Raw genomic sequence first — 26,355 nt, 5'->3', positions numbered from 1 at the left:
TTACTCCGTAGGGTTTGGTGTTCGCGTTCGTTCATAGTGTCGTCACATCCAGGATGTTGACCACTTCCCCCCTCCCCCGCACCGTCGCACCGCTGATCCCGGGAATGCCGCTCATAATGCCCTCGAAAGGCTTGACGACGACCTCCTGCTGGCCGTGAACGTGATCACAGTGCAGGGCCACTTCCCGGACTTCGTCGCGGATGCGAACGACCATCCCGTCACCGTTCGCGCCTGGGGCCGGCGTCTCGAGGACGTCGGCAAGCGAGATGACGGGGAAGTCGCCCCCCTCACCGGGGAGCACGGATTCTCCCTCGGCCGTCTCGATCGATCCGGCGGACTCGATGTCCTGGACGGCCTTGGTTGGAACGCCGAACTCCTCACCGCCGCTCTCGACGAACAGGATCTCGTCGATCGCGACCGTTACCGGGAGCGTCATCGTGACGGTCGTTCCGTCGCCCTCGTCGCTGTCGATCGAAACCGTTCCGTCGAGATCCTCGATCGTCCGTTTGACGACGTCCATCCCGACCCCCCGGCCGCTGACGTCCGTCACCTCATCGGCCGTCGAGAGCCCGGAGTGGAAGATCAGATCGTACGCGTCCTCGTCGGGCATCGCGTCCGCTGCGTCCGCGTCGAGAATCCCGGCCTCGACGGCCTCGTCGCGCAGTCGATCGGGGTCGAGTCCGCCGCCGTCGTCCTCGACGGTGATCGTCACGCGGTCGCGCGCGCGGTCGGCGTGGACCTCGACGGCTCCCTCGCGGGGCTTGCCGGCCTCCTCGCGCTCTGCGGGCGATTCGATCCCGTGATCGACGGCGTTGCGGACGAGGTGAATCAGCGGATCGCCGATTCGGTCGAGGATACTGCGGTCGATCTCGACGTCCTCGCCGTGTATCTCGAAGTCGACCTCCTTGTTCTGATCGCGGGCGATATCACGGACGACCCGCGGTAAGCGGTTCGTTACCGTCTGGAGCGGCACCAGTCGGATGTCCATCACGGTCTCCTGAAGATCCGTCGTCAGGTCCGACAGCGCGTCGAGTTCCTTCTCGAGTGCCGTCCCACCGTCGTCGGAGTCCGCCGCGTGCCGGAGCCTGACACGACTGGTCACCAGTCCCTCGACGAGGGTCAACAGCGAGTCGACCTGTTCGATGTCGACACGGACCGACTGACTCTCGTCTCTTTCAGCGTCTGCGTCGGGCTGATCGCTCGTTTCGGGGATGGAGAGGTCCGGAATCTCCATCTCCGGCTCGTCGACGATCCGTACGTCACCGGACTCGTCTTCGTCGCCCGAGTCGGCCGTATCGCTGCCGAAGGACGCTTCTGAGGCCTGATTCGAGTCGTCATTCGTCTCGGGGGTCGAAGTCGGCGAGTCGAAGCCGGCATCGGCGGTATCGAACTCGTCCGTTCCCCCGAACATCTCGTCGTCGAAGCCGTCGTCGAAGTCGTCGTCGGCGTCCAGGTCGGCCCCGACCGGATCGTCGTCGACGTCGTCGAACGGATCGTCGGCATCCACGTCGAAGCCGTCGGTGTCGTCGAACGCGTCCGTCTCGGACGACGAATCGACGTCGCCGGTATCGTCGAACCCTGCTGTCGGTTCGAACGCATCGTCGGCGTCCGCTCCGAACGAGTCGCTCGCACCGTCGTCGTCAGGGTCGACGGACTCGGTCGCGTCATCGACCGACTCGGTATCGACTGAATCGGCGTCGACAGGGGTTGTCACGGCGTCGTCGCTGCTATCGTCTCCCGAACCGAAGGCATCCGATTCCCCGTCGTCATCGAGCGGATCGACGCCGTCCGTCCTACCGGTGTCGGCCACGGTTGCATCGTCAGTGACGGCTGATTCACCCGTCTCGTCGTCCGAGACGGCTTCCTCACCCACCTCGTCATCGACGACGGGCTCGTCTACCACTTCAGCGTCGCTGCCGGCTTCGTCAGCCACTCCGTCGCCGGGACTCGGTTCCTCAGCCACGCTGTCGTCGGCAACGGCTTCGTCTCCCGTCCCGGCGTCACCCGCGGCCGTTTCACCGTCGGCTCCACCGACTTCGCTCTCACTGGCTGTTTCGGGTTCCGAATCGACCGGAGCCGTTTCGGGCTCCACACCAGCTTCGGCGGCGGCCGATTCGGGTTCGCCATCCGGTGGGGCGTCCCCTGGGTCCTGGGCTGTCGCCGTATCGTCGTCGAATCCGGTATCGTCGGCACCTTCGAAATCGGCGCTCGGGGCGTCCGCGGCGTCTTCGGCGGTCGCCACTCCCTGGTCGGGGCCGATATCGTCGGTGGCGGTCTCGAGGTCGTCTTCGGCCGGCTCCAACGCTTCGTCGGCGTCGGCATCGGCATCGGCGGTCGTCGGGTCGGCACCGACCTCCTCGACGGCTGCGGCGTCGTCGGTCGGCCCCGAATCGACCAGCACGTCGTCGACCGCGTCCTCCGATGGCTCCGCCGCGTCGAGGAAGGAGTCGTCGTCGGCGTCCTCGCCGAGCAGTTCGTCCATGTCGACTTCCTCTTCCTCGTCGAACTCGTCGAACTCGAGTTCCTCGAGTTCGTCCTGGAGTTCGTCGAACCCGACCATCTCGACTTCGTCTTTGAGTTCGTTGAAGACGGCACCGGCATCCTCGACGTCCTCCTCGGCCGATTGGGCGGTCCCCGCCGCGTCGTCGTCAGCTGCCGGTTGGGAATCGCCTGCCGGGCCGGATCCCCCCTCGTCGCCTACGTCTGGCTCGGTCGGTGGGTCGCCCGCCCCGCCCTCGAGTTCGGTGACGTCCTCGTCGTCGAGCAGGTCGTCGAACGAGCCGGCCTCGCCCATGTCTTCGAACGCGTCGAGCTCTTCGTCCTCGACGTCCTCGACCATCTCGTCTAGGTCGTCGAACTCGGTGAACTCGTCGAGCAGGTCGTCGACCTCGAGATCCTGTGCCTCGTCGGCGGTGATCCCGTCACCGGGTTCGGCGGCCGCGTCCGTCTCGCCGGCCCCGGCCCGCTCGTCGACGGCGTCGAATCGATCGGTGACGGCGACGATCTCGAAGTCGTCGACCTCCTCGACCGGCTCGAGGCCGGAGGCGATCGCCGTTTCGCCGACCGCAGTGGCGAAGACGGCATCGAAGCTGTCGCCGTACTCCCCGGCCTCGATCGTCTCGCGGGGCGGGTCGGTACCGATCAGATCGAACGCGTCGATCAGGGCCTCGACGACCAGCTCCCCGTTGTTGACGCCCTCCTCTTTTGCGATCGCGAGGCGGGCAAGATAGGCGTTGTGACTGTCGTCGGTGGGCGGCTCGAATCGAGAACAGATGTCGTCGATCTCGTCCGCCGTCGGCGTCGTGATTCCCGTCGCCGGTTCGGCCGACTCCGACAGATGTTCCCGAAGCGAGCCGATCGTCGCCGACGGATCGGTCTCGATCTCGCCGGCCGCGCCGACTTCCGCGACCATCGTCTCGAGTTCGTCGACGCCATCGAAGATGTCGTCCATCAGCGCCGGCGTCACCTCGAGGTCGTCACCGCGGACGGCATCGAGCAGGTCCTCGATCGCGTGGGCGAGATCGCTGGCCGGCTCCAGCCCCATCGCCCCAGCGTTCCCCTTGAGGGTGTGTGCGATCCGGAAGATCTGGTCCATCGCCTCCTCGTCGTCGGGGTCTTCCTCCAGCGTGAGCAAGGCGTTGTTCAGTTCGGTAATCCGTTCTTCGCTCTCCTGAACGAAGTCTGTCAGATAATCACTCATCGTTCTCACCGTCCGTGGTAAACGCGTCGACGATTGCGTCGATGATGCCCTCGGCGGGCGCGATCGTGTCGACACAACCCGTTTCGATTGCCTGACAGGGGATGCCAAAGACCGGGCTCGTCGCCTCGTCCTGGGCGATCGTGTGTCCTCCCACGCCTTTGATCGCCTCGATCCCGGCCGCACCGTCGCGGCCCATACCGGTCAGGACGACGCCACAGAGCCCGTTCGAGACCCGTTTGGCGGCACTTTCCATCGTCACGTCGATCGCCGGTCGGACGCCGTGGACCCGATCGCCGTCCGTGAGTCGCAGCCGGAGCGAGTCGCCGATTTCGGCTGCCACCTCGAGGTGGACGTTCCCCGGCGCGACGGCGGCCTCGCCGGGTTGGAGCCGATCCCGGTCCGTGGCCTCACGCACGTCGTACGCGCTGCGTGAGTCGAGCCGGTCGGCGAACCGCTCGGTAAACCCCGGCGGCATATGCTGGACGACCAGCAGTTTCGCCCCGAGTTCGGCCGGGAGTCGCTCGAAGAGCCGTTCGACGATCTTCGGACCGCCAGTCGACGCGCCGAGGGCGATCGTCGGTGCGTCCGCGGGCTCGCCGTCGACGGTGACCGGCGTCGGGTCCTCGGTAGCGGTGGACCCGGTTCCGATTCCGGGCGTACTGCCCGGCCCGGTCTCGAGGTTTATCTGCGTGTCCGAACCGCCGGCGACGGCGTTCCCTGTCGTGGGTCCCCGCCCGGCACCGCCGGCGCGCTCGGACCGAGTTGCGTATGCTGCCGCGGAGGCTCGAGCGAGCGCCACCGACGACACGTTGGCCTCGGCGAGTTCGTCGACCTTCTCGACGACCTCGTCGGAGAGGTGTGCGATGTTTCGCGAGTCGGAGCCGTCGGGCTTGTGAAGGAAGTCGACTGCCCCACGCTCTAAGGCGTCGAGCGTGGCCTCCGCTCCCTGTTCCGTGTGTACGCTGAGCATGAGAATGACGGTCGGATTCGTCGCCATGATCCGCTCGACGGCATCGATCCCGTCCAGTTCCGGCATTTCCACGTCCATCGTCACGACATCCGGATCGAACGTAGCGACGGCGTCGACGGCGTCGGATCCGTTCGCAGCCGTTTCGACGTCGTAGTCGGCCGCCTCGAGCGCGTTGCCGATGACTGTCCGCATAAACTTCGAGTCGTCGACAACGAGTACTCGCGTCATGCAGCGACGACGTCTGAAAGGGCTTTTCTGACGCTGGGCTCTTCGAACGGTTTCGTGACGTAGCCGTCGGCGCCAGCCTTCACGGCGAGTTTCATTTTCTCACGCTGTCCGACGCTCGTACACATGATGACGCGGGCGTCCGGATCGATCTTCTTGATCGCTGCGGTCGCCTTGATGCCGTTGCATTTGGGCATCACGATGTCCATCATGACGATGTCGGGATCGTGTTCTTTGTACAGTTTGACGGCTTCAGCGCCGTTGGACGCCTCTCCCAGAATGCGGTAGTCCTGCTCTAAGATCTGGCGTAGCAAGTTCCGCATAAAATGAGAGTCGTCCACGATGAGCACCCCTGTCGACATTCAGTAGTACACCAAATTCTGGTAGCCATACAACTACCATAAATGCTTTCTCTCGATTATCAGTCGTGATAAACGTCGAATCCGCCCCGGAGAGCCCCTTCAGATCCGCTATCGTAACTCGGCCGATTACGCCGTTTCTTCGGATTGACCGGACGCCAACAGCAGCCGGTCGACATCTACCAGCGCTGTTGCCTCGAGGACGATCTCCCGCGTCGACTCGGCTTCGTCCTCGTCCGGTTCGGCAGTCGTCTCCTCGGTGGGTTCGATCTCGAACGTTTCACCGATCGACTCGCCGAGTCCACCGCTCGTCCCTCGAGAGGGCGACAGCGTCGCGGAGCCGGCTCCTCCGGCTCGACCGGTCTCGGGACCGGCCGTCGGACTGGCACCGCCGTCGATCGAGCCGTCGCTCACTCCGGTTCCGGCGCCGACGCGTGACTCCCGTTCCTTCGTCACGAGTGCGACGATCAGGGGGTGTTCGAGGACGTCGCCGGAGAGTTCGCTGGTGTCGATCGTCTCGTCGTCGAAAATATCACTTTCGGGGACAGTCTCGACGCCGATGACGTCGTCCACCCGGATCGCAACCGATTGTTCGTCGCTCGGCCGGTCGAGTACGAGCAGTCGCTCGCGCCCCGAACCGGGGTCGGTCGTGGGGAAGTGTACGCGTGGATCGATGACCGCGGTAACCTCCCCACGAAGGTCCATGAGCCCTTCGATAGCGGGGGACGAACGCGGTACCCGCGTGAGTTCTGCCGGCGGTTCGGTGATCGTCCTGACGGCATCGACCGGGAGCGCCAGCCGATGTTCGCCCACAGCGACGAAGACGAATTGGGCGAGTTGTTCCTCCTCACCGTCTTCGCCGCCCGAATCGCCGGGTCGGTCGTCGTCGACATCCATTCCGAGAAGTTTTTCCGAGAGGTCCGGGGCCATGGTCCTGTTCGTGTATCAGGTTCCACCAATAAAACGTTGACTCCACGAGTATAATCTCGTCTCCTAACAGGTATTCGGCGCCGATCGGCCTCCGTGTGCGTGAGTTTGTTCGCGTGTGGACCTCTCCGATACCGGTCCCGGGAGGCGGTGACGGCTCCGTTCGACCCACCGACGGCGCGATTGGATACCGATGGGTGTATCGGCGAACTTATTTTTCTGGCCGGGCATCCATCATCCGGAATGGGATCGGAATCGGACGACGACGGAGCCGACGCTACCGAGCGAGTTACCGTGCTCGCGTTCGACCTCGAGGAAACGGGCTACTGTGTCAGGGCCGAATCGGTCCTCTCCGTCCTCGACGTCGCGGTCGATTCCGACCTCGCCGGTACCGACGATCCGTGGGATGCGGGGACGGTTACTGCCGCCGGAGCACGCATCGGCGTCGTCGATCTGCCGCGAGTGTTCGGATCGTCGGCCCGGATCTCGGCGCGGATCGACGAGCCCAAGCTGCTCGTCTTCGCCGAAACCGATTCGGACGGTCGCCACTACGGCTGGCTCGTCGATGCTGTCGAGACGACGACAACCGTCCGCGTCACGTCGCTCGAGTCGACGGAGACGACGACCACCCACGTCAAGGGACGACTCGCGGTCGGTAAGAGAGACCTCATCTGGCTCGACGGGCGGACGATCAACGACTGAGTCGGCGTCCTCCCGGACTCGAATCGGACCGGCTACGGAAACCCTGGCGGGCCGCCATCCGAATCGTCATCGGTATCGATGTCGAGTCCGAACTTCTCGCGTTGCTTCCGCAGTTGTTTGACCTGCCGATAGTAGTAGCCGATTCCGATTCCGCCGAGTACGGCGACCGTTCCGACGAGGCCGAGGAACAGCGGAATGTCTCGCGTGAGATAGTATCGCAGCGAAATCGTGTTCTCGAGTTCGGCCCAGGAGAGACGTTCCCGATCGTCGATCACCTCCCGTTCGTACCCGTTCGGAGACACGTCGCCGAACAGGAAGTTCGACGTCCGATGCCCTTCGGGCACTGTCACTACGTAGGAGCCCTCGACGAACGCCGGCAACTGGAACGTCTTCCGGCCGGCCTCGCCGGAGAACGCGAGGGTGCCGTTCCCGTCGGGGACCTGAACCGTCGTTTCGGACTGGCCTTGTTCGACGGTGAGTTCCGACCCCGTCAGTTCGGTGCCGTTGGGATACCAGTAGCGGACGCTGTTGATGTCCAGGGGCTCGTCGCGATAGAGCGAGGAGCGGTAGAGGGACAGTTCCTCGGTCTCGTTGAGATCGTAGACCGCCCGGAACTCGCCGTCCTCGATCATGCTGCCGTCCTCGAGATCGATGGCGACGTCGGCCTCGCTGTCGCGCAGGTCGCCGTACTCCGCCTCCTGATCGAGCTGTTCGTCGGAGATCCCACCCGAGAGTGCCGAACAGCCGGCTAACGTCGCCAGCAGTGCGATCGCGACCGCCGCGAGAACGAGCCGTCGATTCATGCTATGGAACGACACACCGGAGTTCGGCCGGGAGATACTCGCCGACGCTCGCGAGCAGTCCCGGCGGGTCGGTGGTTTCGGTACAGATGACGCTTTGCTCGAGCAGGCCGAGTCGCTCGACGGTCACGTAGTCCTGTGCGTGGCCCGCGCGGTTGAGCGTGGCCCGCACTTCCGCGCGCGTCGCGCTGTTGACGTTGAGCCGGCCGTCACCGCGGGTCCACTCGTAAAGGCGGTCCTGTTCGGCATCGGCGAGACGGGAGGTGGCGTCGGGGTCGTCACTGTCGCCGCCGTACACGAACGTCAGCGGGAGGTGCTGGACCAGCCCGTAGCGTTCGCGGATCTGCGTCGCTGACCCCGGGCCGAGCCCGAGTTCCGCGGTCGGAATCCGTACTCCCTCGCCCTGTCCCGCATCGAGGACGAACCCGTCCTCGTCCCAGGACTCGAGCGTGCCGACGTACGTTTCGCCGGCCTCGAGATCGGGGACGATTTCGCCGAACTCCTCGCGGAGGACGTTGCGCGCGACGGTGGCGTCCTCGCCCTCGATCGTCACGGAGGGGAAGTCGTCGTGGCGGATGCCGATCTCGAACTCGACGTCGAGTTCGCCGATCTCGTTGGTAACGAGGGACCGAAGCGAGTCCAGCGACCGCTCGCGGGCCTCGCCCTCGACGTAGAGTTTCGTTGCGAGTACGACCATTAGGCGTCCGCGTCGATGTTGAGTTCGTCCTCGAGGGAGTCGAGGCGGTCGTCCATCGCAGTGACCAGTCGGTTGTTGTCCATCGATTCGAGCGGCGAACCGCATTCGGGACATTCGAAGCCGAAGTCCATCGCCTCGCCGAACTCGAATCGAATCGAGCAGATCTCACAGAGGTAGAACTCGTGGTTGCGCTCGTACTCGCGGCGCTCCTCGAGTGCTTCGTGAAGCCGGTACATCTCCTCTTCTAGGTTCTCCGGGATGTTGTCGTACTCGAAGGTCCAGAGGTAGGTCAGCCAGCCCGAGTCCTCGTCGCGCAGCCGTCGATAGGTGGCGAGATCGTTCTCGTAGAGAATGAACAGCGCGCGCCGCACGTCGTTCAACTCGAGGTCGAGCTCCTCCGCGAGCTCCTCGTCGGTCACTTCGCCGTCCGGGGGTGCCGCCGCGACGGGCATCCCCTTGGGACCGACCAGCTCGTGCAAATATTTCTGGATCACCGGGTCCTCGAGCAGGTCCTCAAAAGCCATTACCCCCATGTAACGCCATGGAGCCATTAAAGCTTGTCAACTGGCCCCGCCCGCGATAGCACGTGATTCGGAAGACGCAAAATCACCGCAACGGTCTCGGACCCCGTCGGCACCTTCGAGCGCGGCGCTTATGGTGCTGGCTGGGCGTTTTCGAGACGATGACTCCCGACGCTTCGTGCGGTGCCGCTCGTCCCGATACTGCCTGCTCGCGGATCCATCGTCTCGAGTTCGACGTTCCCTGGCCGCCCAAACACGTCGCCGCCTACCTGCTCGAGGGGCCGGAACCGATCCTGATCGACGCGGGCGCACCCGACGAGACGGGCGGATCGGACCACGCCGGCGAGACGGCACTGCGCGAGGGACTCGCCGAGGTCGACTCCGAACCGGCGGCTATCGACCACGTCATCGTGACCCACATCCACAGCGACCACATCGGCCAACTCCCCGCGCTGCGGGCGGCCGGCGCGACGGTTCACGCACCGAAAGCGGGGATCGAACGACTCGAGGACGACCTGGACGCCGTCGAGTCCGGGCTTCGAGAGACGGCGATGTCGGCCGGCTACAGCGGCGACGACCTCGAGACGGTGATCGAGGAAGAACTCGAGTCGCGTCGTCGGGACCGACGACTGGTCGACGGCGAGAGCGCCCAGCCGATCGATCCGACCGAGCCGTTCGCCGTCGGCGGCCGCGAGTTCAGGGTTTTCGAGACGCCGGGCCACGAGATCGACCACCTCTGTTTCGAGACAACCGTCGAGGGGACGGACGTCCTCTTCGCGGGCGACGCGCTCATCGAACCGTTTCGCGCCGGGGCCTTCCAGGTCGGGTTCAACCACGGTGCCTACGACGCCGTCGACGCCTACTACGAGGCCATGGACCGACTGGAAGAGACGACTGCGACGCACGTCTTCCCCGGCCACGGCCCCGTCTTCGAGGACCCCCAGCGAGTCGTCGAGACCACGCAGGAACGGCTGGACACGCTGCTCGAGGAGACGCGGGCGGCCCTCGAGACGATCGAACCCGCGACGCCGCTGTCGATCGCCGAAGCGCGCGTCGGCAACGTCCGGTATCACGCGCCGGTACTCGACACGCTCGGGGCGCTGGGGACGCTCGAGGGGCAGGGCAGGGTGTCCCACGACAGTGAGCACGGTGCCCGCTACTACGAAACGACGTGAGGGTACGTTCCCGTACGTACAGTCGGGTTCGGACAGTGAGACGATTCCGCCGGCGAGTCCCTTGTTGCACGGCGAGAGCGTTCTCAGCCGTGATGGGGGGTTGCGGGCGTACTGCATGCGGAACTGGTCTCGCCCGATGGGTCCCAGATAGCGTTAGATCAGTGTGAGGAGGGCGAGGACTACCCCGGCTACGCCTGCGAGGACGCCGACCGCGGTTGCGAGTTGCTCGCCCCATGCGACCGTCCGCTCGAGCGAGAGCACCACCGCGATGAGTGCCATCCAGACCAGGTTCATGGAGCCGACGACCACCATGAACGCGAAGAGGGCCCAACAGCACCCGACGCAGAACACGCTGAACTCCCACCCCATCCGAACGGCACCGCGGACTCCTGGCTGGTGGTGTCCCATAAGGAAGCCAAGCGGCGATCGGCAGTGTCGGAGACACCGATATTTGTACGGCGAGAGCTGGTATCCCGACAGCAACAGCAGTGATCCGCCCAACAGAAGGCCGCCATCTCCGCCTGCGAGGGTGGCGAACGGAACCACGGCGGTGACGAGCAGCGGGACGATACCCGTCAGCGTCCACACGACCGCGTACGTTCCCATGAACGCCCCGACCCGAATTGCTTTGCCTGGGGTCGACGTCCCCGCGAGCGTCTTGTAGTACAGTTGGAAGAGCGGTACCGACGAGGGGTACATCATGGCGATCATCATGACTCCCCACATAGTCAGGTAGAGGCCGACGCCCGTCGCTCCGTTCGAGAGGGCCATCGTCTCCGGGGCAGCGGGATCGGACAGTTGCATGGTCATCGCTTCCCCTGTCATCGGCAGCAAGCGACTGGCGACTGCCACCCACGCGAGCAACGCGATTACGTAGGCGACGAGTGCGACGATTGGAACGTGCCGGAAACGGAATCGGATCCGCAACGGCCCTCGTGTGTGCATGAACGATCGTTCGAACGGTGGCTCGGGCGGTCTCAGGCGTTTGCCAACTCGAACTCCGAGAAGTACGAGTTGTTCCCCGCGACGTCCCACGCGAACTCGTCACTGTACGAGACGTCCGCAGTGGTCGACTTCCCCACCTTCGGCGTCATGTCTTTCGCGAGGGGATGGGGCGAAACCGTCCCGACGTCCTCGTTGAAACCGGGTTTCTCGACTACCTCCATCGAGACGATATCCCCCGCCGTGGCCACGATCTCGCCGTCCGCTCGAGAGATGCTGATGGGAGCGGTCGTCACTTCGGCGCGTTCGACGTGAGTGTCGGCGAGGGCAGCAAAGATCCCGCCAGCGCGGCCGAGATAGATGTCCTCGATGGCAGCCTGCTGATCGCTACTCGCCGTCTCGTCGACGAGGAGCACCATCTGCCATGCGACATCCGGATCGAACATGACGCCCGCTTCGGAGCGGGCGAGCATCGCCACGTGCAGCCCGCTCAGGTCCACAGGTCCGTACTGTCCGTCCCGAATCTTCCACGCCAGCGAGGCCGTACAGGCGTCGTCGTCGGGTGGTTCCAACCAGAGACACTGGCAGGCGACGTCACAGTTGCAGGTCTCTACGTATTCTCCCTCGATGGTCCAGTCTTGTGGCATCGACGCTCACCATGTTGTCTGCCAACTCATGACGCGATAAAGTCATCTACTGAAAGACGCCCGCGGCATGAAAGCTCGCCACAGGCCGCGACTTTTCGGGAGAGCAAAAGCGTCCGGCCACGTGGCCGCGTGATAGTTGCCAGCCGTCAGGGGTGGGGCGACGGCGTCTGTCGCTCTCGCACATCGACCGGCCGCTTCGCGACCACCCGTTTCTGGACACCCCGCGGGCAACGACCCAGGCCGCACGCTGCCGATCGGGCAACCGTGGCCCTCGACGGGAGGGCGTCACTGCCGCTACGCTTCGCCCTCCTCGAGTTTGTACTTCTGGACCTTCCCGCTCGTCGTCCGCGGGAGGTCCTCGATGAACTCGATCTCGCGAGGGTGTTTGTAGCTGGCGACCTCCTCGAGACAGAACTCCGTGAGCGCCTCGCTCGTCACGTCGCTGCCGGGCTCGACGCCCGGTGCGGGAACGACGAACGCCTTCGGCACCTCGTTGCGCCGCTCGTCGGGAATCCCGACCACGGCGGCGTCCGCGACGGCCTCGTGCTCGAGGAGGAGATCCTCGAGTTCGCTGGGGTAGACGTTGTACCCGCCGGAGACGATGACGTGTTTCTTCCGGTCGACGATCTCGTAGTAGTTGTCCCGATCGCGACGGGCGACGTCGCCGGTCCGAAAGTAGCCGGTCTCGGTGAACGCGGCGTCCGTGGCCTCGGGCATGTCGTGATACCCCGTCATGACCTGCGGGCCGCGGACGAGGAGTTCCCCCTCCTCGCCGGGGGCGACTTCCGCCCCCGAATCGTCGACGATCTTGCAGTCGGTCATTCGGAGCGGCTGGCCGATCGTCCCGTGTTGCAGCCCGAAGGTCGACCCCATTTGCGTATGGGTGGCACCGTGGGTCTCGGTGAGGCCGTACCCCTCCGAGATGTCCACGCCGGCGGTCTCCTCGAATCGCTCCTGGACCGCAGCCGAGAGCTTCGCACCGCCCTCGGAAGCCGACTCGAGGCTGCTGAGATCGTACTCGCCGAAGTCGTCGGCCTCGACCATGTCGGCGTACATCGTCGTCACGCCGACGAAGTGGGTGATCCCCTCGTCCTCGATGAGTTGCATGCACTCCTGGGCGTCCCACTCGAGCGCGCTGCGGAAGTAGAGCCGGCCGCCGCCGACCAGCGGCTGGAGCGCGGTGTGGGTAAAGCCGGTGATGTGGTACAGCGGGAGCCAGGTGAGACTGCGGACGTTTTCGGGGTCGACGTCGACGTTGGATGCCGTCAAGGGCCACATGAGCTGGGCTCGCGTATTGCTGTGGGTGAGCTGGACGCCCTTCGGATCGCCGGTCGTTCCGGACGTGTAGGGCAACAGCGCCACGTCGTCGTCGGCCCGCTCGACCAGCGTCGGCTCGCCCCGTAGCTCTTCGAAGGCGTGGTCCGCTGGGTCACGGGGCCACTCCTCGCTCTGGATCGTGATCACCGCGGGATCCATCCCGGCGTCCTCGGTCGCCTCGTCGACCACCTCCCGCAGGGCCGGATGGGTGACGATCGCTTTCGCGTCCGTATCCTCGAGCTGGTAGGCCACCTCGCGGCGCTTGTACTGTGGGTTGACCGGTGAGATCACCACGCCGGCTTTGAACGCCCCGATCGATGCGACCAGATACTGCGGACAGTTCGGCAGGAAGAGCAGGAGTCGATCGCCGGGCTCGAGGCCGATCTCGTGGAAGCCACCGGCGAGTTCGGCGGTCCAGTCGCGGACCTCCTCGTGCGTCCAGCGCCGCCCGTGGTGTTCCATCGCCTGTGCGTCCCCGTGGTGGGCCGCGGTCTGGTCGAACAGCTTCGCGACGTTTCCGTGTCGTGCGGAGCGATCGATGGCATCCAGATCCATGATTCGTGATACCGAAAGCCACGATAAAAGTGTTCCTCACAGACATCTGTCGGCGGAAACGAGCGCCGGTTCGGCCGATCGGACAGCGGAACGGACGAGTAATCGGGGCTCATACGGTCTCCTGTACCGATGTACCGGTATACCCGCGAACTGTCTTGCGGTTACACCGTCAGTGACGTACGGCAGACCGTCTCAGTTCAATCGGACCCACGGCCGAATCAGAACGTTTTCACCGGCTTGCGAGCTACGCGTTCTCGTGCCCGCCGCTCTCGGAGAGGTCCCCGATAGCCGTCGTAGCTGGGTCGTGGCGTTCGTCGGTGCGGTCGCGATGGTGTTTACGTTCGGAACGCCGTTCTCGTATGGGGTGTTTCGGCAGCCGCTCAGTGACGCCATCGGGGTTTCGCCGGTCGCGCTCTCGAGTGTCTTCTCCGTGATGTTGTTTACCTTCTTTATGGGGTCGGGAGTCGTCGGCGTGTTCGCCGCGCGTGTGCCGGCTCGAGCCGTCCTCCTGGCGTGTGCGGCAGCGACCGGACTGATCGCGCCGTCGCTGTACGTCGTCGACTCACAGTTGGGACTGACGGTCGTCTTTGCAGTCCTCGGCCTCGCCCTGGGATCGGTGTTCGTCCTGCTCGCGTCGATCGTTCCCCGCTGGTTCGAGACCCGTCGTGGTGCCGCGACCGGGCTCATCTTCGTGGGGAACGGGCTCGGCCTGGCCGTTTTGCCGCCCGTCTGGCAGTACGTCCTCACGCAGTTCGGCGTCGACCGTGGCTTTCTGCTCGTCATGACTGCGACCACGATTGCGTTTGCCCTCGCCGGTGTCACGTGTCGACGGCCGCGGTGGGCCGATCGGGCGGCCGCGACCGTCGGCGACCTCCTCGAGTGGGTCGGCGGGTTGCTCGGAACCCGGACGTTCCAACTGTTGTTCGTCGGTATCGGGCTGGCTTTTGCCTGGTATCAGCTCCTCGCCGCGTACGCCGTTGACCTGTTCGCGTCCCGGGGATTGACGGAGCCAAACGCCGCGGCGGCGTTCGGATTGATCGGCGGCGTGAGTATTATTTCACGGATCGGGAGCGGCTATCTCACGGATTTCGTTAGCTCCGAGCGGGCCTTCCTCGGCTCGATCGCGTGTTCGGCCGTCGGAATCGCCCTGTTGTTCGTGCCACAGACCCCGGCGCTCGCAACGGGGATCTTCCTGATCGGACTCGGATTAGGCGGGTGTGCAACGTTGTATATCCCCGTGCTCATGGGGATATACGGCCCCGAGAGGGACACCGCGATCATCGGCGTGTTCAACGTCGCGATCGGGAGCAGCGCACTGGCCATGCCACCGATCGGTGCCGCGAGCATCGCTCACACGGGCGGGTACACCGCCGCCCTGGTGCTCACGTTCGGCGTGACTGTCGTCGCCTTCTGGGCGACAGTCGCTGGAACGGCCGCCTCCTGATACGGTTTGCTGTCCCGATGTCCCGGTCCCACCGGCACTGACGGACAGGAGACCGTCTGCCGCCCTCGAGGCCCGTGACGTTTTCTCGGTTGGGTCCGTGCGTCGACGTATGCGTCCCGAGCTCGAGTCGCAGCTCAGACGCCGGCTGTTCGAGGAGGGGTATCTGTTCCCCGATTACGAGCGATACTGTTTCGCAAACATCCCCGGGACGGCGCTGTCGGTCCTCGAGACCGACGGGATGCCAGTCCCTCGTCGACAACTTCCCGACGACGTCCTCCGGGGCCTCGGCGGCGAGTACGACCGCGTCCTCGTCGTCCTGGTCGACGGCTTCGGCCTCCGATTCTGGAATCGCCACGATCATCCGCTGCTCGAGCGACTCGAGACCGACGGGACCGTCTCGCCGTTGACGTCGATTTATCCCTCCGAAACGGCAGCGGCGGTGACCACGTTCCACACGGGTCGGCTCCCCGCGTCCCACGGCGTGCTGGGCTGGGACGTCTACGACCCGGCGGACGACGCCTCCTACGAGGCCTTCACCGTCGACGCGAAAGCCGGCGCTGAATCGATCGATCACGGGTTACAGGACGTCTTCGAGGGAGATCCGATCTATCCGGACCTCAAAGCGGCGGGTATCGACTGTCGGCACGTGGTTCCGTTCCCGGAGACGTACGACGGGGCGGCCGTCCACTCCTACGGCGGTGGCGACGCGGCGGCCCGGAAGCACGGCCTCGAGGGGTTCGAGTCCGCGCTTTGGGCGGCGTTCGACGCTGCCACGGATCCCTCCTATCTGTTCGCGTACCTCCCACAGATCGACACCGCGGCCCACGCCGCCGGAACCGACAGCAAAGCGTACCGAGATACCGTCACGGAAACGCTCGACACGCTCGAGCGGGCGCTCACGGGGCTCGTGGCCGACGAGACGACGGCTGCCGGCGACACGCTCGTCCTCGTGACGGCCGATCACGGCCACGTCGACACCGATCCCGACCGAACCGTCGACCTCGAGACGTACGATACGGTGATGGCGACCCTCGAGCGCTACGCGGACGGGGAACCGGTCCGGTATGCCGGCAGTCCGCGAAACGTGCACCTCCATCTGCGGACGGACGACGAGGGCCCGGGAGCGGGTGCGGACGTGCTCGAGACCGTTCGGTCGGCGCTCGCCGACCTCGATGCTCGCGTCTTCACCGCCGACGAGGCCCGCGATCGCGACCTCTTTGGCGACTGCGAGGAAAGCGAGACCTTCCGCCGTCGACTCGGCGATCTCGTCGTCTGTCATCGCGAGCAGGCGGTCTGGTACGGCAGCGATCCCGCCACACTCGAGTTGATCGGAATGCACGGCGGGCTTCACCCCGACGAAATGCTCGTCCCGTTCGGGGCGATCGACCTCGAGTTGCTGTGACGCGATCCTCCTTCAGTCGTCGACTACCCCAGACTCACGTCGAGGTAGAGCATCACGATGGTGCCGGCCATCAACCCGAGTGTTGCGATTCGCTCGTATCCGCGGGTGTGAGTTTCGGGGATGATCTCGTCGGAGATCACGAAGAGCATCGCGCCCGCGGCGAATCCCATCGCATAGGGAAGGATGGGCTCGGCGACGCTGACTGCCAGCGCACCCACGACCGCGAGCGGGATTTCGACGATTCCCGAGCGCACCCCCGCAAAGGCCGCGTAGAAGCGGCGATCCAGTCCGGCGTTGATCGCGGCCACCGAGACGGCGAGCCCTTCGGGAACGTTTTGCATGCCGATCGCGATCATGAGTGGGATCGCGTTCTCGACGTTACCGGAGCCAAAGCCGACGCCCACGGCCAATCCCTCGGGCATATTGTGGAGCGTAATCGCCAGGATGAACAGGACGACGGGCGTCAGCCGCTCGTTGTCGAGTGGCAGTGACGTGCTCGGGTTGGCTTCGTCCGGTCGCTTGCTTCCGGTCAGCAGATAGTGTGCGTGTGGGACGATCACGTCGGCCCGGTCGAGAAAGGCCGCGCCCAGTGCGACGCCGACGAGCGTGGGTATCGGATTCCCCCCGGAGTATTGCTCGATACCCGGGATGATGAGACTCGTGAACGCTGCGGCGAGCATCACGCCGGCCGCGAACCCGAGCGCGCCGTCGAGTGCACGCTCGGAGGGGTCCCGCCACACGAGTACCAGCGACGCGCCAAAGAGATTCAGGGTCGCGATAACGATCCCGCCCACGAGTCCCTGAACCACTGGATCTTCGCCGGCGATCCGAACGAACAGTTCGACTACTGAAACCACGATTCGATCCCTCTCCTCGGTGAGACGCCATCGCGTCGTCCCTTCGCTCGAACCATTGTCACGGGATACAGTCACGACTGACAAATAAACCCACGACATGCGACGGTCGGTTTCGGGAAAGACCGAACTGTCGCGGAACGCTTCGCTGCTGGCGACGGGCCCGGTGCTCTCGAGGGACGGCCGGCTCCGGCCGTGAATCCTGCACCGCTAAGTGTCCGCGTCCCCGATGACGTGGTAATGAACGGCAACCGCTTCGGTCGCCTCTTTCAGGTGACCACGTTCGGCGAGAGCCACGGGGAGGCGATGGGCTGTACCGTCTCGGGCTGTCCGGCCGGCCTCGAGCTCTCCGCGGAGGACATTCAGGAGGACCTGGATCGGCGCAAGCCGGGCCAGTCGATGATCACCACCAGCCGCGGCGAACCCGACGCCGTCTCGATCAAATCGGGGATTCAGGACGGCTACACGACGGGGACGCCCATCGGGCTGGTCATCCAGAACAAGGACGCTCGCTCGGGCAAGTACGAGCCGTTCATCACTGCACCCCGGCCGAGCCACGGCGACTTCACGTACTCGGCGAAGTTCGGCACGCGAAACTGGGGCGGCGGCGGCCGCTCCTCGGCGCGGGAAACCGTCAACTGGGTCGCAGCCGGCGCGATCGCGAAGAAGCTCCTCGCTCGAGAGGGTATCGAACTCAAGGCCCACGTCAACCAGATCGGCGACATCGAAGCGCCGGACGTGAGTTTCGAGGAGATCAAAGACCACTCCGAAGCGAACGACGTTCGCTGTGCCCACCCCGAGACCGCCGAGCGGATGCAAGATCGGATCGCGGAGTACCAGGAGGAGGGCGACTCCATCGGCGGGAGCATCTACTTCGAAGCGCGTGGCGTTCCGGTCGGCCTCGGCGCACCCCGATTCGACTCGCTGTCCGCGCGGCTCGGACAGGCGATGATGGCAGTGCCGGCGACGACGGCCTTCGAATTCGGCCTCGGCCGCGAGGCGCGGGAGTGGACCGGTAAGGAACGAAACGACGACTGGGAGTTCGACGACGAGGGGAATCCGACGCCGGTGGAGAACGATCACGGCGGCATTCAGGGCGGTATCAGCTCCGGGGAGCCGATCTACGGCGAGGTCACGCTCCACGCGCCGACCTCGATCCCCAAGTCCCAGCAGACCGCCGACTGGGAGACCGGCGAACTCAAAGACGAGCAGGTCATCGGCCGCCACGACCCCGTCCTCCCGCCACGAGGCGTTCCCGTCGTCGAAGCGATGCTCGCGCTGACGCTGGTCGACTTCATGCTGCTGTCCGGTCGGATCAACCCCGACCGCGTCGACGACCAGCCCGGCGAGTACGATACCGAGTACCACCCGAGCAGCCCACGTAACGAGTAACCCGCCAGTCAGTGCGTTCTCTCGTGCGTTCGGTTCTCAGACGTCTACGGGAGGCGGAACCGGGAGCGTTCGAAGCCACCCGAATCGTCCCGGGTGACGTCCCTGCACTGCAGGGACCCGCTTCCTGAGCGCGATCGAGTTAGTATCCCAGCTGATCGCGGATCAGGACGACGGTCGTGCGACCCGCTTCGAGTTCCTGTCGGAAGACGAGTTGCTTGGCGATCGCGGAATCGACGCCATAGGCTTCCTTCGCTCGTTCGTTCTCGAGGGGGTAGGCCACCGACTCGAGGCGATCGAGTGCGTCGTCGAGCGTCGGCACGATCTTGTTGATGCCACTGACGATAACGAGGTTACTCGCGGCGAAGGGATACGCGCCGATCCGGCTGCCCGAGCGGTCGGCTGCGACGAGTTCACCGGTCTGGGCGATCGCGTTGATACCGCCGAGGAAGTAGTCGGCAGTCTGTGACTCTCGACGAGCGGCCTGGCGTTTCGCATCGTCATCGATACTCCAGATTTCGTCGGGGAGACTCTCCCACTCGTGGTCGCCCTCGGAAAGGTAGTCGACGAAGCCGATCTCTTCGAGCGTCGTGGAGTGGCCGTTCATCACCGACGCGTCGGCGGGAATATGCGACTGTAGCGTCGTCAGGGCGTCCTCGGGCGAGTCGGCGACGACGACCTCGAAACCGTTGGCCTCGAGGTTTTCCACGGTCTCCTCGACGGCCGCATCGGTCGGGAGGTCATCGAGTGCTGCGTCGATCTCCGTGTCGGCGACGTAATCGGATTTTTGCTGTGACATTTGTGCTGTATCCGTACATTCGTCTGGGGCTGAGACCGACTTAAGCGCTCGCGGATACCAGGGTTAGCTGATTACACCGGTGTTACTTCGTCCGCTCCGCGACCGGTGCACACCGTCTGACGGGACCGAAAGACACCGCCCACGGCCCGCGAATCCCACACGATTCGAAACGCGTTCCGCGAGCCAAACGACTAACACGTCGCCCGTGGTCGACGACGTATGCGGGATTTCCACGTTCACTCGAACTACTCGGACGGCGACTTTCTCAGGTCGATGGTGCGAGCCGCCGAGTCGGCTGGCCTCGAGGGCGTCGGCATCGCCGACCACTGCAACGTGGCCACTCGCGAGAAGCCGGCATCGATGCGGAACGTGTACGGATTCAACCTCGATCTGACCTACGAGCGACGGCGACGGGGGATCGAACGGCTGCGGGACGATTTCGACCTCGAGATCTACGACGCCGTCGAGATGGACTACGATCCACGGGACGAGGGGGCGATCGACGCGTTCCTCGCGGAGGCGGGCTTCGAGTACGCGATCGGGAGCGTCCACGGCGTCGACGGCAGAAACGTGCAGGTCCCGACACAGTTCACGGACATGTCCGAGGCAGAGCGTCGAGCGGTCGTCGATCGGTACTTCGACAGACTGGTCGCGCTCGTCGACTCGGAACTGTTCGATATCGCGGCCCACGTCGACCTGCTCGAGCGCACGTCGCCGCTACGGGGGCTGGCGACGGACGACCACTATCGACGAGTGGCGGAGGCGTTGGCCGACTCCCGGACGATCCCGGAAATCAACGCCGGGCGGGCGCTGACCGACGCCGCGGTCGTCCATCCCGCCGAGCCGTTCCTGACCGTGCTCCGCGACCACGATGTCGCCGTGACCGTCGGCACCGACTCCCATCAACCGGGCGAGATACCCGATCGGGCGGACTTTCTCGCCGAGTTCGTCGACGAGACCGGACTCGAGCCGGTCGCTCCCGACTGCCTCGAGCGGTAATCGCGGGAATGCGCGGCGCGAACGGCAACTGTGAGGGCGAACCGCGACCCGATCACGTCGGACAGCGGTCGGCAGGTCCCGTAGCGACGACGGCGTGACGAACCGACCGGTTGCCGTCGATCACGACACGTTCTGACCGATGAACTCCACGTTTTCTAGATCGTTTATCGAGTGGTACCACCAAGTTATAAATGCTAGATATATGTGGAATGGTATCGTACCTCAAGATGGCTCATGGCAGATTTCGACCTCGACAGTGCGGACGGCCGGCGAGAGGCGTTGCGCCGGATGGTAACCATCCGGGCGTTCGACGAGGAGGCAGGTGATCGGTTCGCTGACGGCGAAATACCGGGATTCGTCCACCTCTATATCGGCGAGGAGGCGGTCGGCGTCGGTGCCTGTGCGTCGCTCGACTCCGACGACTACATTGCGAGCACGCATCGCGGTCACGGCCACTGCATCGCGAAGGGGCTGGACCCGAAATACATGATGGCAGAGCTCTACGGCAAGGCCGAGGGCTACTGCAACGGCAAGGGTGGTTCGATGCACATCGCCGACGTCGACGCCGGGATGCTCGGCGCGAACGGCATCGTCGGTGCCGGGCCGCCGCTGGCGACCGGCGCGGCCCTGTCGATCGACTATCAGGACCGCGATCAGGTCGCGGTCGGCTTCCTCGGTGACGGGGCCGTCGCCCAGGGGCAGATCCACGAAGCGATCAACCTCGCTTCGACCTGGGACCTGCCGGCGATCTTCGTCATCGAGAACAACCACTACGGGGAGGGAACCCCGGTCGAGAAACAGCACAACCTCGAGAACCTGAGCGACACGGCACAGGCCTACGACATCCCCGGCGTGACCGTCGACGGCATGGACATCACTGCCGTCGCGGAGGCAGTCGCTGAGGCCCGGGAGCGAGCCCGTGCCGGCGACGGGCCGACGATGGTCGAGGCCCAGACGTACCGCTACCGCGGTCACTACGAGGGCGACGAGGAACCCTACCGCGACGAGGACGAGATCGAACGCTGGAAGGACCGCGATCCGATCGAATCGTTCAAAGATCGACTGATCGAGCGCGGCGAGCTAACCGACGAGGAGTTCGACGAGCTCCGATCCGAGACCGAGGCGACGATCGAAAACGCCGTCGAGTACGCACAGGAGACGGACTCGCCCGAACCGAGCGCGGCCTACGAGGACATGTTCGCCGACCGGCCGCCGGAACTCGACCGCTTTGCGAACGTCGCGCGTACCGACGGCGGAGCGAACGGAGGTGACCACCGATGACGGCACAGGCAGAACTCGAACTCGAGACCGAGACGATGACCGTACGGGAGGCGATCCGCCAGGCGCTCCGCGAAGAACTCGAGCGCGACGAGGACGTCTACCTGATGGGCGAAGACGTCGGTCTCTTCGGCGGCGTCCTCGAGGTGACCAGCGGCCTCTTCGAGGAGTTCGGCGAGGAACGGGTCCGGGACACGCCGATCAGCGAGGCCGGCTTCATGGGCGCGGCGACCGGCGCGGCGGCGACCGGCACGCGGCCGGTCGTCGAACTCATGTTCTCGGACTTCGCGGGCGTCGCGATGGAACAGATCATGAATCAGATGGCGAAGATGCACTACATGTTCGGCGGGAAGGCCGAACTGCCGGTCACCGTCCGGACCACCGAGGGCGGCGGGATGGGAGCTGCCAGCCAGCACTCGGGGACGGTTCACACCTGGATCGCACACTTCCCGGGGCTAAAAGCCGTTGCGCCGGGAACCGCCGCGAGCGCGAAGGGGCTGACGAAGGCGGCCATCCGGTCTGACGACCCCGTGTTCGTCTTCGAGAACAAGATGATCTACGAGCAGTCGGGCGAGGTTCCGACCGACGACGACTTCACGGTCCCGATCGGCGAGGCGGCCGTCGAACGTGAGGGTGAGGACGTCACCGTCGTCGCCACCCAGCGACTCGTCGGCGAGTCCCTCGGCGTGGCCGACTCCCTCGAGGGGGATGTCAGCATCGAGGTCATCGACCCGCGCTCGCTGTACCCGCTCGATACCGAGACGATCGTCGAGAGCGTCGAAAAGACGGGGCGACTGGTCGTCGCCGACGAGAGCCCCCTGTCGTATGGCACTCACGCGGAGATCGCCACGCGCGTTCAGGAGGAGGCGTTCTTCAGCCTCGACGCGCCGATCCAGCGGGTCGGCACGCCGGATACGCACATTCCGTTTAGTCCGCCACTCGAGCAGGAGGTCCTGCCCGATGGCGACGACGTCAGAGCCGCGATCGAGCGGATCGCATAACGGGGTCACCACGTGGCGACTATCGGACTGATCGTCAACCCCGCTGCGGGCCGCGACATCCGCCGGCTCACCGGCGGCGCGAGCGTCGTCGACAACTACGCGAAGCGCCGGGTCGCCGAGTGCGTCTGTGACGGGCTGACCGTCGCGGGCGAGCCCCTCGAGGTCTTGATCATGCCCGACCGGACGGGAATCGCCGACCACGCGGTCACGGAGGCTCCCGCTGACATCGAGGCAGCGAGGCTCGAGATACCGATCGAGGAGAGCGCGGAAGACACCCGTCGGGCGGCGGCCCGATTTCGGGACGCGGCTGACGTCGCTGTCGTCCTCGGCGGCGACGGGACGACCCGCGACGCCGCGCTCGAACTCGGCGACGTCCCGCTGGTCGCGGTCTCGACGGGGACGAACAACGTCGTCCCGTCGGCCGTCGACGGTACCGTCGCGGGTGCGGCGGCAGCGCTCATCGCGACCGGGACGGTCCCGGCCGAAACGGTGACCACGCGACACGGGATGGTCGAGGCGCGCGCCGAGACGCCGACCGGCGAGCGACGGCTGACGGGGCTCGCGGCCGTCGAGGTCTCCTCGCGGTCGTTCATCGGGACCCGTGCGCTGCTCGACCCGACCGATCTCCGCGGCGGGGTCGTTTCGCAGGCGCATCCTGACGACATCGGGCTGCCGGCCGTCGCAGGCAGCCTCGAGCCGCTTTCGCCCGCCGAGCCCGGTGGCGTCGCCGTTCGCCTCGCCGAGCCGGCGGACGCGCCCCGATCCGTCCGCGCGATCGTCGCGCCGGGGGTCACGGCGACGATCGGTGTCACGTCGTGTGCCCGACTCGAGCCGGGCGAGTCCGTCTCGTTCGACGTCCCCGACGGGGTCGTCGGTGCCGACGGCGAGCGCGAACTCGAACTCACCGACGCAACGGTCGAGTTGACGCCGGTCCCGGAGGGGCCGCGACTCGTCGACGTCGACGCGACCCTCGAGCGGGGCACACGGGTCGGCGGCTTCGGGGCTGCCGGGATCGACGAGCGCTAGGGAACGTCGGTCACATCCAGCCGACACAAAGTACTACTTCGACGTCGTGGTAGCGGCGGTCGTTACAATGGTGTACGATACCATTCCACAAGTAGACGTCGAGGTTCCGGAGCTGTCCCAGGTCGCGTTCGTCGTCGAGGATATCGACGACGGGATGGACCGGTTCGGATCGATCCTCGGGGTCGGCCCGTGGGAGGTGTACCGGTTCGAGCCGCCGACGCTCACCGACCGGACCTACCGCGGCGAGTCCCACGAGTATTCGATGGTGCTCGCGCTTACCCAGCTCGGCGAGACGATGGTCGAGCTGATCGAACCGCTCGAGGGGCCGAGTATCTATACGGATCACCTCGAGGACCACGGCGAAGGGCTCCACCACGTCGCCTGTTTCGCCGTCGACGATCCCCACGCGGTCGTCGAGGAGTTCGAAGACGCCGGACTGCCGGTCATCCAGAGCGGCAACTACGGCGGCACCGAGTTCTGGTACTTCGATACCGCCGACGAACTCAACGGCGCGATCTTCGAGACCGGGGCGAACGTCGACGCGATGCCGGAGCCGGACCGGACGTACCCGGAGTAACGGACCGCCAAACGGGCCGTTCCCCCGATTTCAGAGGCGCTCCCAGGAGAGGTCGAGTTCCAGGTCCTCCCGAAGCATTTGCGAGACGTGACAGCCCCGTTCGCCGAGGTCGACGAGCCGGTCGATCGTCTCGTCGTCCGCGTCGGCCTCGAGTCGGATCGTCGCCGCAATCTCCTCGACTGTTCCCTCTTCGGGCGTCGCGTCCACATCGACTCGGATCTCGTCGACCGACATGTCGCGTTTGCGCGCCTGGAATCTGGTACTCAGCGAGAGACACGAGGCGAGGCCGCCGAGGGCGACGTCGACCGGAGTCGGGCCGGTCTCTGTGCCGCCGCTGGATTCGGGTTCGTCGTAGATCCACTCGAAGGAGCCGGCCTCGATACGACCCCGCATTCCGTCGGGGTTCGTTGCGGTGACCGACCGGCCGGGCATCTCCGTCTCGGCTTCGCCGGTGGTCCCGCGTTCGCCCGCTCGATCCGCCGCCGTGGCGACGTCCTCGGGAAGGACCGGCCACGGATTCTCGACGTAGTCGACGAGCGTCTCGAGGAAGCGGGCGGCGTCCGCGCCGTCGACGACCCGGTGGTCGAACGTCAGATCGAAGGGGAGGTGCCGTCGCCACTCGAGGCCGTCCTCGCCGCGGGTCGGCTGCTCGGCGATGGCGTCGACGCCGAGGATGGCGACCTGCGGCGGGTTGATGATCGGATCGAACGCCTCGACGCCGAGGACGCCGAGATTGGTCACGGTGAACGTCCCACCCTGCAGATCGTCCATCGTGTAATCGCCGCTCGTCGCGCGGTCGACGAGGGCCCGTCGCTCGTCGGCGAGTTCCGTCAGCGACTTGCTCTCGACGTCAGGAAGCACCGGCGCGATCAGTCCCTGCTCGATGTCGACGGCGATCCCGAGGTTGTGTTCCTCCCAGAGATGGTGGACGTCGTCTTCGAACGTCGCGTTGAACGCGGGGTGGTCCGCGAGCGTCGCCGAGACGACCCGGAGGAGGAGGTCTTGGACCGACACATCGGTCTCGAGGGCTTCGTCCGCCGCGGCGGCGGCAGCTAGCAGCGCCTCGGCGTCGGCCTCGCGGTGGACGGTCACGTGGACGGCCTCGCGATAGCTCTCGCTCAAGCGGGCGGCGATCGTCCGGCGCATCCCGCTGAACGGCCGTTCGTCCGCGACCGTCCGGCTCGTTCCACCGGTTTCGGCCGCGGCCGCCTCGACGTCGTCCTCGGTGATCGATCCCTGATAGCCGGTCCCCTCGACGTTCGCGAGGTCGACGCCGAGTTCTTCGGCACGGCTGCGCGCTCGCGGCGACGCGTCCGGCTCACCAGCGCCCGCGCCCTGGCTGGCCGCTCGTTCGATGTCGTCCTCGGTGATCGATCCCTGATAGCCGGTTCCTTCGACGGCCGCCAACTCGACGTCCAGTTCCGCCGCCCGGTCCCGAGCGCGGGGAGAGGCTTTGACGTCGTCCGTCGCCTCGCCCCCGGCGCTGGCTTCGCGTCCGCTTGCGGCCGCATCGGCCGCGCGCTCGTCCGGTTCGGGTTCGGACTCGTCGGCAACTTCGACGTTGGCCTCGAGGTCAGCCGTCGCTTCGGCCTCGAGCTCGTCGATGTCGACCTCGGCCGCCGCGACGATCCCGATGGGCGTCCCCGGCGGTACCGTCTCGTCGGCCTCGAGGTACGTCCGTCGCAACACCCCGTCTTCGCGAGCTTCGACCTCCGCGATACTCTTTTCCGACTCGACTTCGGCGATCGGGTCCCCTTCGGAGATCGAATCGCCCTCGTCGATCGCCCACTCGAGGAGCGTCCCGCGTTCCATCTCGAGCCCGAGTTTCGGCATCCGAACGATGTAACCCATGGGATTGAGTAGCATGAAATGGATATAAAATGTATCGCCGATCGAACCGCTGAGACGTGAGCGGGCCGGACGAATGCGGACAATTATAAACGCGTTTCGTACCAATAGTAATGATCTTCCATACATATTCTTCAATGGATGTCCATTCTTCACGAAAGATCCTTGGTAATCTATAGCAAAGGCTTTAGGCCCGGTGGT

General features: G+C 65.5%; 23 protein-coding genes. 10 read left to right on the top strand and 13 right to left on the bottom strand.

The annotated features are described in order from the left end of the window. Positions 1–31: 31 nt before the first annotated feature. The 4 genes from CP557_RS10355 to CP557_RS10340 form a co-directional block, all read right to left on the bottom strand. Positions 32–3,700, bottom strand: coding sequence for a chemotaxis protein CheA (locus tag CP557_RS10355; RefSeq protein ID WP_097379827.1), 3,669 nt, complete (start codon positions 3,698–3,700; stop codon positions 32–34). Beyond that, entirely contained in the window at positions 3,693–4,898 is a 1,206-nt protein-coding gene (gene cheB, locus CP557_RS10350; protein WP_097379826.1) for a chemotaxis-specific protein-glutamate methyltransferase CheB, read from the bottom strand. Before cheB ends, CP557_RS10355 begins: the two co-directional genes overlap by 8 nt. After that, complete coding sequence (gene cheY / locus CP557_RS10345; RefSeq protein WP_006181855.1) at positions 4,895–5,257, bottom strand: chemotaxis protein CheY; 363 nt, start codon at positions 5,255–5,257, stop codon at positions 4,895–4,897. Before cheY ends, cheB begins: the two co-directional genes overlap by 4 nt. 126 nt (positions 5,258–5,383) lie before the next feature. Further along, the gene (locus tag CP557_RS10340) at positions 5,384–6,184 is read right to left on the bottom strand and encodes a chemotaxis protein CheW (RefSeq protein ID WP_097379825.1); all 801 of its coding nucleotides are present in this window, start codon (positions 6,182–6,184) and stop codon (positions 5,384–5,386) included. A 240-nt stretch (positions 6,185–6,424) separates the two neighbouring features. Here CP557_RS10340 and CP557_RS10335 point away from each other — a divergent pair, with 240 nt between their 5' ends. Continuing rightward, positions 6,425–6,883 (top strand): chemotaxis protein CheW, encoded by a 459-nt coding sequence (locus CP557_RS10335; protein ID WP_097379824.1) that lies wholly within the window; start codon positions 6,425–6,427, stop codon positions 6,881–6,883. 32 nt (positions 6,884–6,915) lie between these two features. Here CP557_RS10335 and CP557_RS10330 read toward each other — a convergent pair whose 3' ends face one another. Genes CP557_RS10330 through tfe form a run of 3 tightly spaced genes read right to left on the bottom strand, consistent with a single transcriptional unit; the run spans position 6,916 to position 8,904 of the window. Continuing rightward, a complete protein-coding gene (locus CP557_RS10330) occupies positions 6,916–7,686 on the bottom strand; it encodes a DUF5803 family protein (RefSeq protein ID WP_097379823.1) in 771 nt (256 codons plus the stop codon). A 1-nt stretch (position 7,687) separates the two neighbouring features. Continuing rightward, on the bottom strand, positions 7,688–8,380 hold the full coding sequence (locus CP557_RS10325) for a DUF2110 family protein (protein ID WP_097379822.1): 693 nt from the start codon (positions 8,378–8,380) through the stop codon (positions 7,688–7,690). Next, on the bottom strand, positions 8,380–8,904 hold the full coding sequence (gene tfe / locus CP557_RS10320; RefSeq protein ID WP_097379821.1) for a transcription factor E: 525 nt from the start codon (positions 8,902–8,904) through the stop codon (positions 8,380–8,382). The genes CP557_RS10325 and tfe overlap by 1 nt, the downstream gene beginning before the upstream one ends. A 158-nt stretch (positions 8,905–9,062) precedes the next feature. Here tfe and CP557_RS10315 point away from each other — a divergent pair, with 158 nt between their 5' ends. After that, a complete protein-coding gene (locus tag CP557_RS10315; protein ID WP_097379820.1) occupies positions 9,063–10,076 on the top strand; it encodes an MBL fold metallo-hydrolase in 1,014 nt (337 codons plus the stop codon). Between the two features lie 153 nt (positions 10,077–10,229). On the opposite strand, the gene CP557_RS10310 is transcribed toward CP557_RS10315, so the two are convergent. The 3 genes from CP557_RS10310 to CP557_RS10300 form a co-directional block, all read right to left on the bottom strand. Next, positions 10,230–11,021, bottom strand: a complete 792-nt coding sequence (locus tag CP557_RS10310) for a DUF2182 domain-containing protein (RefSeq protein ID WP_097379819.1) — start codon at positions 11,019–11,021, stop codon at positions 10,230–10,232. A gap of 32 nt (positions 11,022–11,053) precedes the next feature. Beyond that, positions 11,054–11,665 (bottom strand): DUF1326 domain-containing protein, encoded by a 612-nt coding sequence (locus CP557_RS10305; RefSeq protein ID WP_097379818.1) that lies wholly within the window; start codon positions 11,663–11,665, stop codon positions 11,054–11,056. Positions 11,666–11,959: 294 nt separating this feature from the next. Next, positions 11,960–13,537, bottom strand: a complete 1,578-nt coding sequence (locus CP557_RS10300) for a class I adenylate-forming enzyme family protein (RefSeq protein ID WP_097379817.1) — start codon at positions 13,535–13,537, stop codon at positions 11,960–11,962. Between the two features lie 256 nt (positions 13,538–13,793). On the opposite strand from CP557_RS10300, the gene CP557_RS10295 reads away from it, so the two are divergent. Then, the gene (locus CP557_RS10295; RefSeq protein ID WP_245852971.1) at positions 13,794–14,981 is read left to right on the top strand and encodes an MFS transporter; all 1,188 of its coding nucleotides are present in this window, start codon (positions 13,794–13,796) and stop codon (positions 14,979–14,981) included. 109 nt (positions 14,982–15,090) lie between these two features. Next, positions 15,091–16,383, top strand: a complete 1,293-nt coding sequence (locus tag CP557_RS10290; protein ID WP_097379816.1) for an alkaline phosphatase family protein — start codon at positions 15,091–15,093, stop codon at positions 16,381–16,383. Between the two features lie 23 nt (positions 16,384–16,406). Here CP557_RS10290 and CP557_RS10285 read toward each other — a convergent pair whose 3' ends face one another. After that, positions 16,407–17,240: a ZIP family metal transporter gene (locus tag CP557_RS10285; protein ID WP_211290197.1), complete on the bottom strand. Its 834-nt coding sequence runs from the start codon at positions 17,238–17,240 to the stop codon at positions 16,407–16,409. A gap of 237 nt (positions 17,241–17,477) precedes the next feature. Here CP557_RS10285 and aroC point away from each other — a divergent pair, with 237 nt between their 5' ends. After that, entirely contained in the window at positions 17,478–18,629 is a 1,152-nt protein-coding gene (gene aroC, locus CP557_RS10280) for a chorismate synthase (RefSeq protein WP_097379814.1), read from the top strand. 139 nt (positions 18,630–18,768) lie between these two features. Here aroC and CP557_RS10275 read toward each other — a convergent pair whose 3' ends face one another. After that, entirely contained in the window at positions 18,769–19,425 is a 657-nt protein-coding gene (locus CP557_RS10275) for a lactate utilization protein (RefSeq protein WP_097379813.1), read from the bottom strand. Between the two features lie 219 nt (positions 19,426–19,644). Between CP557_RS10275 and CP557_RS10270 the strand changes: the two genes are divergently transcribed. The 5 genes from CP557_RS10270 to CP557_RS10250 all read left to right on the top strand — a co-directional run bounded on the left by CP557_RS10270 (position 19,645) and on the right by CP557_RS10250 (position 24,306). Beyond that, complete coding sequence (locus CP557_RS10270) at positions 19,645–20,424, top strand: PHP domain-containing protein (RefSeq protein WP_097379812.1); 780 nt, start codon at positions 19,645–19,647, stop codon at positions 20,422–20,424. Positions 20,425–20,658: 234 nt separating this feature from the next. After that, a complete protein-coding gene (locus CP557_RS10265; RefSeq protein ID WP_097379811.1) occupies positions 20,659–21,705 on the top strand; it encodes a thiamine pyrophosphate-dependent dehydrogenase E1 component subunit alpha in 1,047 nt (348 codons plus the stop codon). Further along, the gene (locus CP557_RS10260; protein ID WP_097379810.1) at positions 21,702–22,703 is read left to right on the top strand and encodes an alpha-ketoacid dehydrogenase subunit beta; all 1,002 of its coding nucleotides are present in this window, start codon (positions 21,702–21,704) and stop codon (positions 22,701–22,703) included. Before CP557_RS10265 ends, CP557_RS10260 begins: the two co-directional genes overlap by 4 nt. A 12-nt stretch (positions 22,704–22,715) precedes the next feature. After that, positions 22,716–23,729 carry an NAD(+)/NADH kinase gene (locus tag CP557_RS10255; RefSeq protein WP_097379809.1) on the top strand — a complete coding sequence of 338 codons (1,014 nt, stop codon included), beginning with the start codon at positions 22,716–22,718 and terminating at the stop codon, positions 23,727–23,729. Positions 23,730–23,796: 67 nt separating this feature from the next. Then, positions 23,797–24,306: a VOC family protein gene (locus CP557_RS10250; RefSeq protein WP_097379808.1), complete on the top strand. Its 510-nt coding sequence runs from the start codon at positions 23,797–23,799 to the stop codon at positions 24,304–24,306. A 30-nt stretch (positions 24,307–24,336) separates the two neighbouring features. On the opposite strand, the gene CP557_RS10245 is transcribed toward CP557_RS10250, so the two are convergent. Further along, on the bottom strand, positions 24,337–26,157 hold the full coding sequence (locus CP557_RS10245; protein WP_097379807.1) for a 2-oxo acid dehydrogenase subunit E2: 1,821 nt from the start codon (positions 26,155–26,157) through the stop codon (positions 24,337–24,339). Positions 26,158–26,355 lie beyond the last annotated feature (198 nt).

Origin of the sequence: Natrinema ejinorense, assembly GCF_002494345.1 — an archaeon.
Taxonomy (GTDB): Archaea; Halobacteriota; Halobacteria; order Halobacteriales; family Natrialbaceae; genus Natrinema; species Natrinema longum.
This window is presented reverse-complemented; position numbering and strand designations above follow the sequence as displayed.